Source organism: Dyadobacter sp. HNCC25DJ184, from assembly GCF_056895215.1.
Genome location: NZ_JBXHAQ010000003.1, coordinates 202,172 through 217,171, shown reverse-complemented (window position 1 = coordinate 217,171; position 15,000 = coordinate 202,172). Strand labels below are relative to the sequence as shown.

General features: G+C 42.7%; 12 protein-coding genes. 10 read left to right on the top strand and 2 right to left on the bottom strand.

All coding sequences use genetic code 11. From position 1 onward, the window contains the following. Positions 1 to 144 precede the first annotated feature (144 nt). From AC1XUD_RS05975 to AC1XUD_RS05955, 5 genes are all read left to right on the top strand, one after another. Positions 145 to 1,791 (top strand): CTP synthase, encoded by a 1,647-nt coding sequence (locus AC1XUD_RS05975; RefSeq protein ID WP_483360055.1) that lies wholly within the window; start codon positions 145 to 147, stop codon positions 1,789 to 1,791. Between the two features lie 101 nt (positions 1,792 to 1,892). Further along, positions 1,893 to 3,701 carry a membrane protein insertase YidC gene (gene yidC / locus AC1XUD_RS05970; protein WP_483360054.1) on the top strand — a complete coding sequence of 603 codons (1,809 nt, stop codon included), beginning with the start codon at positions 1,893 to 1,895 and terminating at the stop codon, positions 3,699 to 3,701. 109 nt (positions 3,702 to 3,810) lie between these two features. Next, positions 3,811 to 5,517 carry an ABC transporter substrate-binding protein gene (locus AC1XUD_RS05965; RefSeq protein ID WP_483360053.1) on the top strand — a complete coding sequence of 569 codons (1,707 nt, stop codon included), beginning with the start codon at positions 3,811 to 3,813 and terminating at the stop codon, positions 5,515 to 5,517. A 45-nt stretch (positions 5,518 to 5,562) separates the two neighbouring features. Then, positions 5,563 to 6,855, top strand: coding sequence for a glutamate-1-semialdehyde 2,1-aminomutase (hemL, locus tag AC1XUD_RS05960; protein WP_483360052.1), 1,293 nt, complete (start codon positions 5,563 to 5,565; stop codon positions 6,853 to 6,855). Between the two features lie 120 nt (positions 6,856 to 6,975). After that, positions 6,976 to 7,986 carry a glycosyltransferase family 2 protein gene (locus tag AC1XUD_RS05955; protein WP_483360051.1) on the top strand — a complete coding sequence of 337 codons (1,011 nt, stop codon included), beginning with the start codon at positions 6,976 to 6,978 and terminating at the stop codon, positions 7,984 to 7,986. A gap of 271 nt (positions 7,987 to 8,257) precedes the next feature. Here AC1XUD_RS05955 and AC1XUD_RS05950 read toward each other — a convergent pair whose 3' ends face one another. Beyond that, a complete protein-coding gene (locus AC1XUD_RS05950) occupies positions 8,258 to 9,031 on the bottom strand; it encodes a methyltransferase domain-containing protein (RefSeq protein ID WP_483360050.1) in 774 nt (257 codons plus the stop codon). 112 nt (positions 9,032 to 9,143) lie between these two features. Between AC1XUD_RS05950 and AC1XUD_RS05945 the strand changes: the two genes are divergently transcribed. Then, entirely contained in the window at positions 9,144 to 9,467 is a 324-nt protein-coding gene (locus AC1XUD_RS05945; RefSeq protein ID WP_483360049.1) for a hypothetical protein, read from the top strand. 37 nt (positions 9,468 to 9,504) lie between these two features. Here AC1XUD_RS05945 and AC1XUD_RS05940 read toward each other — a convergent pair whose 3' ends face one another. Next, positions 9,505 to 9,657 (bottom strand): hypothetical protein, encoded by a 153-nt coding sequence (locus tag AC1XUD_RS05940; protein ID WP_166444435.1) that lies wholly within the window; start codon positions 9,655 to 9,657, stop codon positions 9,505 to 9,507. Positions 9,658 to 9,897: 240 nt separating this feature from the next. Here AC1XUD_RS05940 and hisS point away from each other — a divergent pair, with 240 nt between their 5' ends. The 4 genes from hisS to hisC all read left to right on the top strand — a co-directional run bounded on the left by hisS (position 9,898) and on the right by hisC (position 14,964). Then, positions 9,898 to 11,262, top strand: coding sequence for a histidine--tRNA ligase (gene hisS / locus AC1XUD_RS05935; RefSeq protein ID WP_483360048.1), 1,365 nt, complete (start codon positions 9,898 to 9,900; stop codon positions 11,260 to 11,262). A gap of 160 nt (positions 11,263 to 11,422) precedes the next feature. Further along, entirely contained in the window at positions 11,423 to 12,283 is an 861-nt protein-coding gene (gene hisG / locus AC1XUD_RS05930; protein WP_483360047.1) for an ATP phosphoribosyltransferase, read from the top strand. A 274-nt stretch (positions 12,284 to 12,557) separates the two neighbouring features. Continuing rightward, the gene (gene hisD, locus AC1XUD_RS05925; protein ID WP_483360046.1) at positions 12,558 to 13,820 is read left to right on the top strand and encodes a histidinol dehydrogenase; all 1,263 of its coding nucleotides are present in this window, start codon (positions 12,558 to 12,560) and stop codon (positions 13,818 to 13,820) included. Between the two features lie 34 nt (positions 13,821 to 13,854). Further along, positions 13,855 to 14,964 carry a histidinol-phosphate transaminase gene (gene hisC / locus AC1XUD_RS05920; protein ID WP_483360045.1) on the top strand — a complete coding sequence of 370 codons (1,110 nt, stop codon included), beginning with the start codon at positions 13,855 to 13,857 and terminating at the stop codon, positions 14,962 to 14,964. Positions 14,965 to 15,000: the final 36 nt, after the last annotated feature.

Here is a 15,000-nt window from a genome sequence, read left to right as displayed (position 1 = left end):
AATTTAAATATTTTTTTGTGACGTATAAGCAAGATTAGCAACGTCTTATCCTGGCGTTCAAATTATTTGGACGGACAATTATTTATTTCATGAGATTAATCTGTAACTTTGTATCCCGTAATCAAAGAAAAAAAGCATAGTCTCATGGCTTCCAAGGCACTCAGGACCGCTAAGTACATATTTGTTACGGGCGGCGTTACATCTTCACTCGGCAAAGGAATCATTGCCTCATCTCTTGCGAAATTGTTACAGGCCAGAGGCCTTTCAGTTACAATCCAGAAATTTGATCCATATCTGAACATTGACCCCGGTACAATGAATCCGTACGAACATGGCGAATGCTATGTGACGGACGACGGAGCTGAAACCGATTTGGATCTTGGTCATTATGAACGGTTTCTGAACGTTAGAACCTCTCAGGCCAATAACGTTACTACCGGAAGAATATACCACAACGTCATCACGGCCGAGCGTCGGGGAGACTTTTTAGGTAAGACCGTTCAGGTTGTTCCGCATATCACCGATGAGCTTAAAAGGAACATGCTTCTTTTGGGCCAAAGCGGCGATTATGACATTGTTATCACTGAAATTGGAGGCTGCGTAGGTGATATTGAATCTCTTCCTTTTCTTGAGGCTGTAAGGCAGATCAAGTTTGAACTGGAAGAAAAGGATACATTGATCATCCACCTTACCCTGATTCCATATCTGAATTCAGCGGGCGAGCTTAAGACCAAACCAACTCAACATTCCGTTCGTATGCTTCAGGAGTCTGGTATTCAGCCAGATATCTTGGTTTGCCGTACCGAACACCCACTTCCAACAGAAATTCGTCGCAAAATTGCACTTTTCTGTAATGTTCAGGTTAATTCGGTGATCGAATCAATGGACGCAGAAACGATTTATGCTGTGCCTTTAATGATGTTGAAAGAGCGTTTGGATCAACGTGCGTTGTATATGCTCAACATATATAATGACAAGGACGTCGATCTTGATTCGTGGAAGACATTCCTTTCAAGACTTAAAAATCCAATTGATTCAATCACGATCGGTCTGGTTGGGAAGTATGTTGAGTTACACGACGCTTATAAATCGATCGTGGAATCGTTTATTCACGCCGGAGCCGCCAACGAATGCAAAGTAAATATAGAATGGATTCATTCAGAGAGCCTCACTGCTGAGAACGCGATTGAAAAACTGACTGAATTGGATGCTGTCCTGGTTGCACCGGGTTTTGGAGAAAGAGGAACGGAAGGTAAAATAGCTGCTATTCAGTACGTTAGAGAAAATAATATTCCATTCCTTGGGATTTGTTTGGGTATGCAGATGGCAGTAATCGAATATGCAAGAAATGTAATCGGTTGGTCAGGGGCGCATTCAGTGGAGATGGATCAGTCTACGGAATATCCTGTTATTCACCTTATGGCCGATCAAAAGGATATATCAAATAAAGGTGGTACGATGCGTTTGGGTGCATATCCATGCAAATTGAGAAAAGACTCCCTTGCTCATAAAGTGTATGGCAAACTGAATATCAGCGAGCGTCACCGTCACAGATATGAGTTCAATAGCAAATATCTGAAGAATTTCGAGGAGAAGGGCTTGCAGGCAACGGGTATCAATCCTGAAAATCAATTGGTTGAGATGGTTGAATTACCAGGACATCCATTCTACATGGGCGTTCAATTTCACCCTGAATTGAAAAGTACGGTAATGAATCCACATCCGTTGTTTGTTAACTTCGTGAAAGCCGCACTTACCTATTCATTGGAAAAAAGAGCGGTAATTTCCTGATTTTTGACCAATCATCATGTTTAAAAGCCTAACCGGGGAAAAACTTACTACCTTTGCCCTCCCCGAAGAAGGGCCTGTATTTTCAATAATTAAAGTTTAGAATGGATAAAAATTTTGTAATCGGCTTGGTATTAATTATGGCCATGCTGATAGGCTATCAAGTCCTGGTTCCTCAACCGCAAGAGCCGGCTAAGATAGAGCAAGTTGCAAAGAGTAACCCCGTAAAAAGTTCTATAAAAACACCTTCTGACTCGGCAGCGACTGTACTGGATTCGTTGCAGCCTGTTCAGGTTGAAAAAGACCTGGTCATTGAAACAGAGGATGCGCGAATCGTATTGTCAAATAAAGGTGGGGTGTTGAAAGAGGTGATGTTGAAAAAGTACAAAACCTTTGATCAAAAGCCGCTCTATCTTATAGCGAAAGACCACAATCAATTTAAAATTGATTTCCCAACTGCTACAGTTGATGTCAATCTTGCCAATCTGTTTTTTACGACAGATGCTTCTGATAAAACCTTGTCCTCAAAAGACTCCATTACGATCAGTTTCCGAGCCAATTTGCCTAACAATCAGTATGTAGAGCAGATTTATAAGGTTCGTGGAGCAGGATATCTGATTGACTATGATATTAAATCAAATGTCGCAGGAGTTGACAGCAGAGATATTAAATTCAACTGGTCGAACGACCTTCTTCAGCTTGAAAACGATATGAATAAAAATCGGGAGGTAGTTACAATGAACTACTTCACCGATGGACTGCAAAGTTTGGCAACGAGCCCGACAGCCAAAGAGGAGGCGACAGTTGCTGAACCTGTTAAGTGGTTTACAATGAAGCATAAATATTTTCTGGCAGGTCTTATCACCCAGAAAGCTCCTTTCAAAAATCTTGTTGTTGAAGCCGATGTAGATCCAAACGACAGTCTGATCGTGAAAACGATGAAAGCTGACGCGACGATTTCGATGGCTTCAGTGAAAAAAGGAGAGGCAAATTTCCAGTTTTTCCTTGGACCAAACGACTATCATTTGGTTAAGCAAGTCAGTGCCGAAGGATTCGATCAGAACGTTTATCTTGGATATGCATTCCTGAAACCGATCAACAAGTTCTTCCTTGTGCCGCTGTTTAACTTCCTGGAAGGGTTTGTCAGCAATTATGGTATCCTGATTATTTGTCTTGTTTTGATCGTTAAGTTGCTTTTGACTCCGCTGACTTACAAGTCATATATTAGCATGGCGAAAATGAAGTTGCTTGCTCCTGAATTGGAAGAAATTCGTCAGAAAAACGGCGATGATGCGGCAAAGCAACAACAGGATCAAATGAAGCTTTATCAGCAAGTGGGTGTGAGTCCGTTGAGTGGCTGCGTACCGGTGCTGGCGACGATGCCGATTTTATTCTCATTGTTCTTTCTTTTCCCGAACCTGATTGAATTAAGGCAGCAACATTTCCTGTGGGCAAACGACTTGTCAACCTATGATACCTTCATCAAACTCCCTGTGGCGCTTCCTTTCTACGGAGATCACGTGAGTTTGTTCACGATCATGATGACGATTTCGAGTATCGGATATGCATATTATAACAACCAGATGACTCCAAACCAGCCTGGACCTGTTAATATGAAGTTCCTTGGTTACGTGATGCCTGTAATGTTTATGTTTGTGTTGAACTCTTTCCCGGCCGGTTTGACTTTCTATTATTTCGTTTCAAACGTTGTTACAATTGCGCAGCAGTTGACGATCAAGCGCTTTGTCAACGAGGATAAGATTAAGGCGATTTTGGAAGACAACAGAAAGAAAAACGCAGAGTCGCCCAAAAAGCAGACTAAGTTCCAGCAATATCTGGAGAAATCGCTTCAAGCTGCAGACGAAGCGAAGAAAAAGCAGGCTGAGCTTGAAAAACGTTCTAAAAAGAAATAGATCAGTAAATAGCATTCAGATTTTGGGCAATGTTTCGTAATGGAACGTTGCCCAATTGTTTTTCTAACCGGCCTTGTTTAATTTGAACCTTGAATCAATATTTTTTCTAATGAAAGTTTCCTTTGTAGCACTTCTGGCCGTCCTATTCCTGAACATCACTCAGGGGATGGGGCAAAAAGTGAAGGATTACAGCAGTATATATAATGGTGCAGTAAGCGATTATAAATCAGCCCGTTATAATGATGCCTTGATTAAACTAGCACCGCTAACTAACCAAAGTACTCCCAATAAATATGCTGAATATGCTCATTATTATTATGCGCTTTCTGCTTATCAATTGAAGCGGTACAAAGATAGCAGGCAAATGCTTTCACAATTGGCGAGCCGATATCCGGATTGGAATAGGAAAAATGATGTGTATTATTTGCTAGGAGCCAACTATCTGGCTGTTGGGCAATGGAAGGACGCGATCAACAGTTTTAACAAGATCAAGGATACCTCGTTTGCATCTGATATTCAGTCATTAAAGCAAAACTATCTTTATGGTATTCAGGATCTGGCTGCCATGATCAATCTTCAGAAGCAATTCCCCGATGACCAGGATATCGCGGTTGAATTGGTTCAGTATATTGAGAATTCTCCCAAATCATCTTCAACGGATATATATTACGCGGAGCAACTCAAAAAGAAATACAAAATAAAAGCCAGCAAGTCGGAAGTAGCTCAACAAAAGCCCAAGAAGAGTGTGCCAAAGCGTGATTCGCAATGGACGAAAGGTTATATCAATGTTTCAGTTTTGCTTCCTTTCAGACTGAATGAATTTGATGTTAATAAAACGCGGAGTAATCAATTCGCATACGATTATTATCTTGGTTTGATCCAGGCAAGAGAAACCCTGCAGGCGGAAGGTATAAATATAAAATTGGTTACATATGATGTTGGCACGGACGACAAACTCATGAATACAATTGTCGATACGCCGTTATTTCAGGAGTCTGATCTTGTTCTGGGACCGTTATATAATTCTACCTTTGGTATCGTCGCTGAATATGCTTCCGGCGCTGAAATGATGCTGGTAAATCCGTTGGCAACAGATGGCACATTGCTGAAATCAAGTTCCAATGTATATCTTGCCAGACCGTCGATCGAGTTTCAAACCAAGAAAGCCGTACAGCAAATGAAACGTGTTGTCTCTGGCTTGAACGCCGCCATATTTTACGGAAACAGCTCAAAAGACTCATCTATGGCTGCATTGTATGCAGCTGAGTTAAAAGCGAAGGGTGGAAAAGTCATGTTAATCAAGAAGATAGGAAGTTCAATGGAACAGATAGAAGGAGCGATACCAACGTTTGACACTCAAAAGCCTGATCACGTTGCATTATTCTCCTCGTTTTCTTCGACTGGTAGCAATTTAATGCAGATCTTACGTGAGCGAAAGTTGACAGAGATACCGGTCGTTGCTAATTCTGCAGGCTTTAAGGTAAGTCCAAGACAATTATCAAAATGGGGAAGTCGCCTGTTTTTGATAGAAACGGAATACGTGGAGCCGGAGAAAGTCCGTGAATTTCAAAAGAAATATTACGAAGCAAACAACAGCTTCCCTTCGGTATACTCCTATCAGGGATATGACCAGCTTTTATTTTTTGGAAGAGCTTTAAACAAATATAAAGGCGACTTCAAACAAGGACTTGCTTCCAGATTTTACGATGATTCGGAAGGCTACCTGCTTGGAGGGTTTGACTATACAAAAGGCCATGAAAATCAGGTATCTCCGGTTCTGAAATACGACGGCACAAAGTGGGTGAGGGTCAATTGATCGATCTCTCATTTTTTAGAATGAATTTACATTTTGCAAACAATCATGAACATTTCAAATAGCAAAAGCCTTTTTGAAAAGGCTCAAAATTTTATTCCCGGTGGCGTCAACTCACCGGTTCGGGCTTTTCGCGCTGTGGGGGGATCTCCTATATTTATTAAATCGGCGCAGGGGCCGTATGTATTTGACGAAGACGGAAACCAATATATTGAACTGATCAATTCGTGGGGACCGATGATATTGGGTCACGGGCATGAGCTGATTCAAAAAGCAGTCATGGATGCGATTCCCAATTCATTCTCGTTTGGCGCGCCCACGCGTCGTGAGGTCGAAATGGCAGAGTTAATCGTATCCATGATACCTTCTGTTGAGAAGGTCCGGATGGTGAACTCCGGCACGGAAGCTACAATGTCGGCGATTCGCGTTGCGAGAGGATTTACAGGAAGAGATAAGATAATCAAATTTGAAGGGTGCTATCACGGTCACGGCGATAGTTTTCTGATCGCTGCGGGAAGTGGGGCTGCAACATTCGGTACACCAGATAGCCCTGGCGTAACGAAGGGAGTTGCCAACGATACGCTGACGGCGCCTTACAATGATCTGGAAGCTGTTCAGCAGTTGGTAGATGCAAATAAAGGGCAAATAGCCGCCATAATTTTAGAACCTGTTGTAGGAAATATGGGCTGTGTATTGCCTGCCGATGGTTTCCATGAGAGACTGCGCAGAATTTGTGATGAAGAAGGTATTCTTTTGATTTTTGACGAAGTAATGACTGGCTTCCGCTTAGCAAAAGCCGGAGCGCAGGAACGTTTTGGCATCACGCCTGATTTGACGACGCTGGGCAAAATCATTGGCGGCGGTATGCCTGTTGGTGCTTACGGCGGTCGCGCAGAGATTATGAACTATGTCTCTCCAGCTGGTCCGGTATATCAGGCTGGTACATTGTCGGGTAATCCGATCGCAATGGCCGCAGGGTACGCGATGTTAACTTATTTGAATGAACATCCGGAAGTATATACGCATTTGGAAAAATCAGGAAACAGATTGGTAGGCGGATTTAAAAATTCCCTTGAAAAACTGGGCCTGAACTATACGATCAACAGCATTGGCTCGATGTATACGCTGTTTTTTACAACTCAGCCAGTAACGGATTTTCCTTCTGCAAAGACCTCGGATTTGGCATTATTCGGCAGGTATTTTCATGCAATGTTAGACAGAGGCATATATCTCGGACCATCGCAATTTGAAAGTATGTTTCTTTCGACCGCCCTAACGGACGCCCATATCGATCAGGTAATTGCTGCCAATGAAGAATCTATAAAAGTGGCTTTGGGGTGATGAAGGGCAAGGGGAAATGGGCTAAGGGCTGCAACAGGAGTTACTTCGGTTCTATCCTTACCCTTTAACCTTTTACCTCAAGCTACCCGCAACAAAATCTTTGCCATATATCTTACTTTAATGCGGATATACTCAATCATAATACCCGTTTACAACCGCCCGGACGAACTTCGGGAGTTGCTGGAATGCCTTTGTGTTCAAACTTACAATCATTTTGAAGTTGTTATTGTAGAGGACGGGTCGAAAGAACGTGCGGAAGATGTAGTGAAGTCTTTTGAGAATCGACTGGATATCAGATATTTTTATAAAGAAAATGGTGGACAAGGTTTTGCCAGAAATCATGGATTCGAAAGAGCTTCGGGCGATTATTTCATCCTTTTTGATTCTGATGCGCTGATAGAACCGGATTATCTGTCAATAGTTGAAAACAAACTAAATACCCAATACGTCGATCTATACGGAGGCCCAGATACCGACCACCCATCATTTTCGCCTATTCAGAAGGCAATCAGTTATTCCATGACGTCTTTATTCACGACTGGGGGCATTCGCGGTAAGAAGAATAATATGGGCGGTGTGTTTCATCCCAGGAGTTTTAATATGGGTCTGTCGCGGGCAGTTTGGGAAAAAACTGGGGGATTTCTGACGAGCCGGATGGGAGAGGATATCCTTTTTAGTATTGCGGCAATGAAATTGGGTTTTAAATCCGCACTGATTCCGGAGGCATTCATCTACCATAAAAGAAGAACAAAATTCTCTCAGTTTTACCGCCAGCTGAAATTCTTTGGCCGGGCAAGAATTAATATTGCAAGATATTATCCGGCAGAACTCAAGCTGGTGCACACTTTTCCTGTTCTTTTCACGCTTAGTGTAAGTAGTATTCCCGTTTGGTTCCTGATCTACCGGCCGCTTTTTTATCTGGGATTAATATTTTTGGCAATATATATCACACTTCTTTTTCTGGATTCACTAAAACGAAACCGTGATTTGAAGGTAGCTGGCCTTAGCGTTATCGCTGCATTTGTCCAATTGTTTGGCTATGGAGTTGGCTTTTTACAAGAAGGCTGGAAGCGGATTTGGGAGCAAAAGTCTCATCGGGAAACAGGCGCGGCTATTGAATATCCCTCCTGAGCGATGAGCACCATTGTATTAATGCGTGAATGGAGGGAGAACACCTTTAACTAACAGTGTTAAATTTTCTTGCGATTTTAATTTTTGACGAAAACCGCTGGAAACTTCATTTTATGGGTAACAAATTAGAGTGAACAATCAAAACAGACAATGGCGTCATGTTTGAACGCGTACATATATCCGCTTGAGCAAAACTGCATAATATTCAGTAATCGCCTTTAGGCTTCATTCAGCTATTCTAATGCTTACTGCCGAAAGCCTAAAGGCCAAGTTAGACTTTCTGACAAAAATAGACGATCTCCTCGGAGGGTAATGAGTATCGATATACTTCTGGTTTCGTCAATTCGTCCATTACGAATCGATCTTCCGTTACGGTAAATCCACCTTTCTCAAGTTCTCTACCGTAGTTTCTTCCGAAAAGTCTCAAATGGTCATTTTGAAGAAAATGCTTTTCTCTTTCTTTTGGATCTGTGATAGTCGGATCTTCGTATGTAGTTGCATATTTCATATCCTGAGGAGATTGGATAAGCGCCCAGCCGCCTGGTTTCAGAACACGGTATAGCTCGCTCATCGCTTTGATATAGTCGTCTACGTGTTCCATCACATGATTGCAGAATGCGACGTCAAAAGTATTGGCCTCAAAGGGGATCTCATGAATATCCATTTTAATCTTGGCCAAAGGAGACTCAATATCTGCCGTGATGTAATCCAGATTCTTCATTTTCTCGAATCTGTCGATAAAGCAATATTCGGGAGCAACGTGCAAAACTTTCAGATCCGCGGTATAGAAATTTGTCTTTTTACGAAGATATAGCCCCATTAATCTATGGCGTTCCAGAGAAAGGCAACTAGGACAAAGCGCATTTTCGCGGCTGGAAGTATTACGTCCGTACGGCAAAAACTTGCGGTAATGGCTGCTGCAAACCGGACATTCCACTTGATCACCAATATAAAAAATGCTGAGAAACCGGGCGGCCCAATGGCCAACCAATTGGAGATACGGACGAGGAATATAACGTAATACTAAACTTATGATAGCCTTCATGAAGCCATTTGATTAAAAATTGATAATTTTATGTTCACCATACCAAGAACAAAGTAAATAAATGATCCCAAGTATCGACCCCAAACCCCCTGGAAAAAAGCTTATCAAGAGAATGTCTGCCCGCACAAAATGGATGATTCTGGCTCCCGTCGGGTTGGTCATCTTCAGTTTGGGACTGGTTGTACTCAGCGAAGCTGCCCATGAACGCCGCGTGGGAGAGCCTGCTCAGGTATGGGGTTTACTCGGACTTTACAGTCTCGTTCTTGTCAATGGAGGGCTGATTCTTTTTGGTGAAGCCTTACGATTCCGTATTCTAACCGACGTTCGCAAAGAAGCGAGGAGAAGTATGCGTCAGCTGCAACAAAAATTACACCCCAAACAAAACCGTCGACCAAAATCAGTTAAAAAAGCAAAAAGCCCTACCAAAACAGATTGACAGGGACTTGCTCGATAACTTTATCGGTAGAAAGCTATTATTTTTTGTTGGCTTCAAATTGTGCTTTAATTGCCTCAACATCAACGTTTCTTACCTCTGGTTTACGCAATAGATCTTTGATCTTAGCTGTACGGTTATTTGCTACTGCTTTATTTCTACGACCTTTACGTTTTAATTCCGTAACTCCCATTTTTTAATATTGTTATGTGAAAGAGCCGCAAAATTAATCATTTTTATAGAAATTATGTAGCGTATAGTCATAAATATTACACAAGCTACCCTAACTTTGGGGTTTTCAGAGTCCTACGCACATCTTATTTAACGCAGAAACACCACAACAGTACATATTTACATTGTAACCAGAAGTTGTGCATCAAGTTCAGGAAAGTGGCAAGTTGAGTCGGAGTGCCTTATTTATTTCGTAATAACAATGAGTAAACCATCTTTAGCCAGGGGAACACGTGACTTCGGTCCCGACCAAATGGCAAAGCGTAATTTTATTTTCGATACCATCAGGAAAAGTTTTCAGCGTTACGGATTTTTGCCTCTGGAAACGCCCGCTTTTGAAAACTTGAGTGTCTTGATGGGGAAGTATGGAGATGAGGGTGATCAGCTACTATTTAAAATACTGAATTCCGGCGATTTTTTGTCAAAAACTGAACCTTCGTCTTTTGAAGAAGGATATAAGGCTGTTACGCAGAAGATTTCGGAAAAAGGGCTACGATATGACCTCACAGTGCCCTTCGCTCGCCACGTGGTCATGAACCGCGGGACGCTGGTAATGCCTTTCAAACGATATCAAATCCAACCAGTTTGGCGTGCAGACAGGCCACAAAAAGGAAGGTATCGTGAATTTTATCAGTGTGATGCGGATGTGGTAGGAACTGATTCCTTGCTTTGCGAAGCGGAGATCGTGATGTTGCTGCATGACATTCTTCCGGAGTTGGGCATAAAGGACTTTACTGTCAAGATTAATAACAGGAAGATATTGACTGGAATAGCAGATATCATAGGTGCGCAGGGAAAGGAAGGTCCGCTATGCGTAGCCATTGATAAACTGGACAAGATCGGGCGAGAAAAAGTGGAGGAAGAATTGTTAAGTAATGGTTTCTCCGAAAACAATATTGCGCTTCTCGAACCCATGTTTGGTTTACAATCTTCCGTGAATCCGTTCGAATCACTGAAAAACTGGCTTTCTGACTCGGAGATAGGGCTGAAGGGCGTTGCAGAATTGGAAGAAGTTTGGGCAATGGTTGAAAAATCAGGGCTTGAAAATCCTAAAATACAGCTGGATATCACTTTGGCTCGCGGACTTTCCTACTATACAGGTGCCATTTTTGAGGTCAAGGCAAACGGCGTTCAGATTGGAAGTATATCCGGCGGTGGTCGGTATGATAACTTGACTGGAACTTTTGGCGTGCCGGGAATTTCAGGTGTCGGTATTTCGCTTGGCGTTGACAGGATATATGATGTGTTGGAAGAGCTAAATCTTTTCCCGGATCAGCACGAAACTTCGACAAAAGTTTTGATATCGAATTTTGATAAAGAAGGATTTGACTACGGCCTGACGTTGTTGCCATTACTGAGAAAAGTGGGTATCAATTCAGAGCTTTATCCGGATTCTGTTAAGTTGAAAAAGCAGCTGGACTATGCCGATAGGAAGAAAATACCGTTTGTAATTCTCATTGGTTCGGAAGAAATCGCGTCCGGACTGTTAACTTTGAAGAATATGAAGTCGGGAGAGCAGGTCAAACTTTCCGCAGACAGCCTGGTAGAAAAAATCCTTTCTGAATAATCAATAGTGATTTAGCCACCAAGGCACGAAGACCCTCAGCTGGAATTGATTTGTGAAATCCCTTCCGGGCTTGATTTCTTCCTGGCAAATTACCTGAGTATCGAAATTATAAAATAATATTCCAAACCGCCTGAGTTGCTGACAACGAAGGCTTTACAAAATGAGTGACATAATACGAATTGCAATTCAAAAGTCGGGCAGACTCAGCGAAGACTCGCTTAAATTGATCAAAGAATGTGGCATCCGTTTTGATAACGGAGCTGGAAAACTAAAAACTGCCGCAACCAATTTTCCGGCCGAAATCCTCTTTTTAAGAGATGATGATATTCCTGGCTACGTTGAGGACGGCGTGGCGCATCTGGGTATTGTAGGCGAAAACGTTTCAGAAGAAGCCAATCGGTCAGTTGCAACTGTTCACAAATTGGGTTTTTCAAAATGTCGCCTCTCGATTGGCGTTTTAAGAGAGCATGACTATAATGGTGTGCATGATCTGGATGGTAAAAGTATTGCCACCACTTATCCGCGTTTGTTGGGTGAATATTTGAAATCTCATAATGTTCACGCACATATTCACGAAATCAGCGGGTCAGTTGAAATCGCTCCAAGTATTGGTTTGGCAGATGCAGTTTGTGATATAGTGAGCTCTGGAAGCACCTTATTGAGCAATGGTTTGAAAGAGGTCGAAACGATTTTCAGATCGGAAGCGGTTATGATCGCTAGCAAGACCTTGACTCCTGGTCAGCAGGATTTGTTGGATCAGCTTTTGTTCAGGATTAAGTCGGTGCAGGTTGCTAAAAACAACAAGTATATTCTCTTGAATTGCCCGGTAGCAGCGGTTGACAATATCATTCAATTCTTACCTGGTATGCGTTCTCCGACGATTCTTCCACTTGCACAGGAAGGTTGGTGCTCGCTTCATTCGGTGATAAATGAGAATGATTTTTGGGAAAATATTGAAAAGATCAGACAGGCAGGTGCAGAGGGGATATTGGTGATACCGATTGAGAAGATGATATTGTGACGAGCTTGGGTTTAGCTATTGGTTAATAGCGATTAGGAGTTATATTTTAGCTTTTAGTTGGTCAACCGTGGTAGGTGTCATCACCGGAACTTTAAGAGATATAGCTAATCCCTGGCCATAATGATTCGCTTGTGCTTTAATGCTGGGTGAGAGGTTTTATCAGGATGTTAACACAAAGCCGGAGGGGCAAATCGGCTTATTTGTGCTGGTAACAGCTTTAGCCGAAAATATCCGGAGCATATTAGTTGTACGATAACTTGCTCGATTAGAAAGTATGAATGTTATAAATTATCCTGAACGCGGTGAATGGCAGAGTATTCTGGCGCGACCCGTTCAGAATTTCGAAGAAATAGAGGCAAGAGTTGCTCCTATATTGGCTGATGTAAGGCAAAACGGAGACGACGCGATACGGAGACTGGCGTTACAGTTTGACCATGTGTCATTAGACTCGCTTTTGTTTTCCGCCGAAGCGTTGGAAAAAGCTGAAAGTAGGCTGGACGACGAATTGAAAAGTGCTATTCAGCAGGCATATGCCAATATCTATGCCTTTCATGAACGCCAATTGCAATCTTCGGAGAAAGTGCAAACTATGGAAGGCGTGACTTGCTGGCGCAAAAGTGTAGGTATTCAAAAAGTCGGAATTTATATTCCGGGTGGGACGGCACCGCTCTTCAGTACTGTACTTATGTTGGGAATTCCGGCGAAAATTGCTGGTTGTAAGGAGGTTGTGCTTTGTACGCCATCTGATCATCCCGCCATCTTGTACGCGGCCAAATTGGTAGGAGTAACAGTTGCATTCCGTATCGGCGGAGCCCAGGCGATTGCGGCTATGGCCTATGGCACCGAAAGTGTGCCGAGAGTATATAAGATTTTCGGGCCTGGAAATCAATATGTTACCGCTGCGAAAATGTTAATAAGCAAAGAAGGTGTGGCAATCGATATGCCTGCTGGTCCTTCTGAGGTCGCCGTTTATGCAGACGAAACGGCAGTACCCTCTTTTGTTGCGGCAGATTTGCTTTCCCAGGCAGAACACGGGGTTGATAGTCAGGTCCTGCTGGTTTCTGCCTGCCCAACACTGATCAATAATGTCAATCAGGCGTTACAGTTGCAGTTGGAAGATTTACCAAGAAAGGAAATCGCAAGACAGGCCATTGAAAACAGTACAGCACTTTTAGTAAAAGACCAGCATGAAGCGATCGAATTGCTGAATGAATATGCGGCAGAGCACCTTATTTTAAGTATTGAAAACGCGGAAGAGGTTTCTGAGAAGATTTTTAACGCTGGCTCGATTTTCTTAGGGAATTATACGCCTGAATCCTGCGGTGATTATGCGTCAGGAACTAACCATACCCTTCCAACAAATGGATACGCAAAAGCATATAGCGGCGTGTCGGTGGATAGTTTTGTAAAGAAAATTACTCTACAGCATATCACTCGGGAAGGACTGGGCAGGATAGGAAGTACTGTTGAGGTGATGGCGGCGGCTGAGTCGCTCGATGCCCATAAAAACGCGGTTAGTATCCGGTTGAAAGATTAGGGATAACTGGATCTAATCTGCCTGTTTTAATATTATGAAAGTTGCCGTTGTGCAACGCTGTATTGTAAGAAGCATGAATACTTTTGACTTAAATAAAATTCTTCGCCCCCATATTATTTCTCTGGCGCCTTATTCGTCCGCGAGGGATGAATACACCGGCAGTTTGGGCGTATTTCTGGACGCAAACGAGAACCCGATTGGTTCGGTGACTTCGGATTTTTACAACAGATATCCAGATCCATATCAGCATGAGATCAAAGAGAAAATTTCACCGATCAAACATGTTCCGGTTAATCAGATATACCTTGGAAATGGAAGTGACGAGCCGATAGATTTATTGGTACGGGCGACCTGCACTCCTGGAAAAAATCGTGTTCTGATTATGCCGCCAACTTATGGGATGTACGAAGTAAGCGCGAACATTCATGACGTGATCATCGATCGGGTTTCATTGACTGCTGATTTTCAGATTGATACTGAGTCGGTGTTGAAAGCAATTACACCAGATACCAAGATTATATGGATATGTTCGCCTAACAATCCTTCCGGCAACGTGATGGAATCTGAGTCGATTGAGGCTATTTTAAAGGCTTTCAACGGCCTAGTTGTTGTTGATGAGGCATATATCGATTTCACCGATATCCCGTCATGGACGGAGCGTTTAGCTGAATTTCCGAATCTGGTTGTGTTGCAAACGTTCTCGAAGGCATGGGGGCTAGCCGGATTAAGAGCGGGAATGTGCTTCGCTTCGGAATCGCTTGTGAAGATATTAAACAAGATCAAACCACCTTATAATATCAGTTTACCGGCTCAGCAGGCACTCTTAAAAGGGCTTGAATCGGAGCAGAAAAAAAAGGATATGGTGGAGGAAATTTTAAAAGAAAGAAGTCACCTGCGTACGATGTTGGGTAATTTGTCGTTGGTATTGAGGGTTTATCCGTCCGATTCTAATTTTCTTCTGGTGAAATTTGACGATGCCAAAGCGGTAATGTCTTATCTGATCAACGAAAAAATTATAGTGCGAGACCGCTCGAAGGTTCACCTTTGCGATGGATGCCTTAGGATCACGGTAGGAACTAGAGAGGAAAACCTGATATTGATAGAGTCACTGAAGAAATTTCAAACAAATAGCGTGGAGGCTTAATACCCCAGGCAGCATTTATAGAACCCGTTAAATTCG

Excerpts from the sequence above, each read along its gene's own strand:
- AC1XUD_RS05945 (WP_483360049.1), top strand. The coding sequence starts at position 9,144 with ATGTCTGCCCGCACAAAATGGATGATTCTGGCTCCCGTCGGGTTGGTC.
- AC1XUD_RS05940 (WP_166444435.1), bottom strand. The coding sequence starts at position 9,657 with ATGGGAGTTACGGAATTAAAACGTAAAGGTCGTAGAAATAAAGCAGTA.
- AC1XUD_RS05965 (WP_483360053.1), top strand. The coding sequence starts at position 3,811 with ATGAAAGTTTCCTTTGTAGCACTTCTGGCCGTCCTATTCCTGAACATC.
- AC1XUD_RS05950 (WP_483360050.1), bottom strand. The coding sequence starts at position 9,031 with ATGAAGGCTATCATAAGTTTAGTATTACGTTATATTCCTCGTCCGTAT.
- hisC (WP_483360045.1), top strand. The coding sequence starts at position 13,855 with ATGAAAGTTGCCGTTGTGCAACGCTGTATTGTAAGAAGCATGAATACT.
- hemL (WP_483360052.1), top strand. The coding sequence starts at position 5,563 with ATGAACATTTCAAATAGCAAAAGCCTTTTTGAAAAGGCTCAAAATTTT.
- AC1XUD_RS05975 (WP_483360055.1), top strand. The coding sequence starts at position 145 with ATGGCTTCCAAGGCACTCAGGACCGCTAAGTACATATTTGTTACGGGC.
- hisS (WP_483360048.1), top strand. The coding sequence starts at position 9,898 with ATGAGTAAACCATCTTTAGCCAGGGGAACACGTGACTTCGGTCCCGAC.
- hisD (WP_483360046.1), top strand. The coding sequence starts at position 12,558 with ATGAATGTTATAAATTATCCTGAACGCGGTGAATGGCAGAGTATTCTG.
- yidC (WP_483360054.1), top strand. The coding sequence starts at position 1,893 with ATGGATAAAAATTTTGTAATCGGCTTGGTATTAATTATGGCCATGCTG.
- AC1XUD_RS05955 (WP_483360051.1), top strand. The coding sequence starts at position 6,976 with ATGCGGATATACTCAATCATAATACCCGTTTACAACCGCCCGGACGAA.
- hisG (WP_483360047.1), top strand. The coding sequence starts at position 11,423 with ATGAGTGACATAATACGAATTGCAATTCAAAAGTCGGGCAGACTCAGC.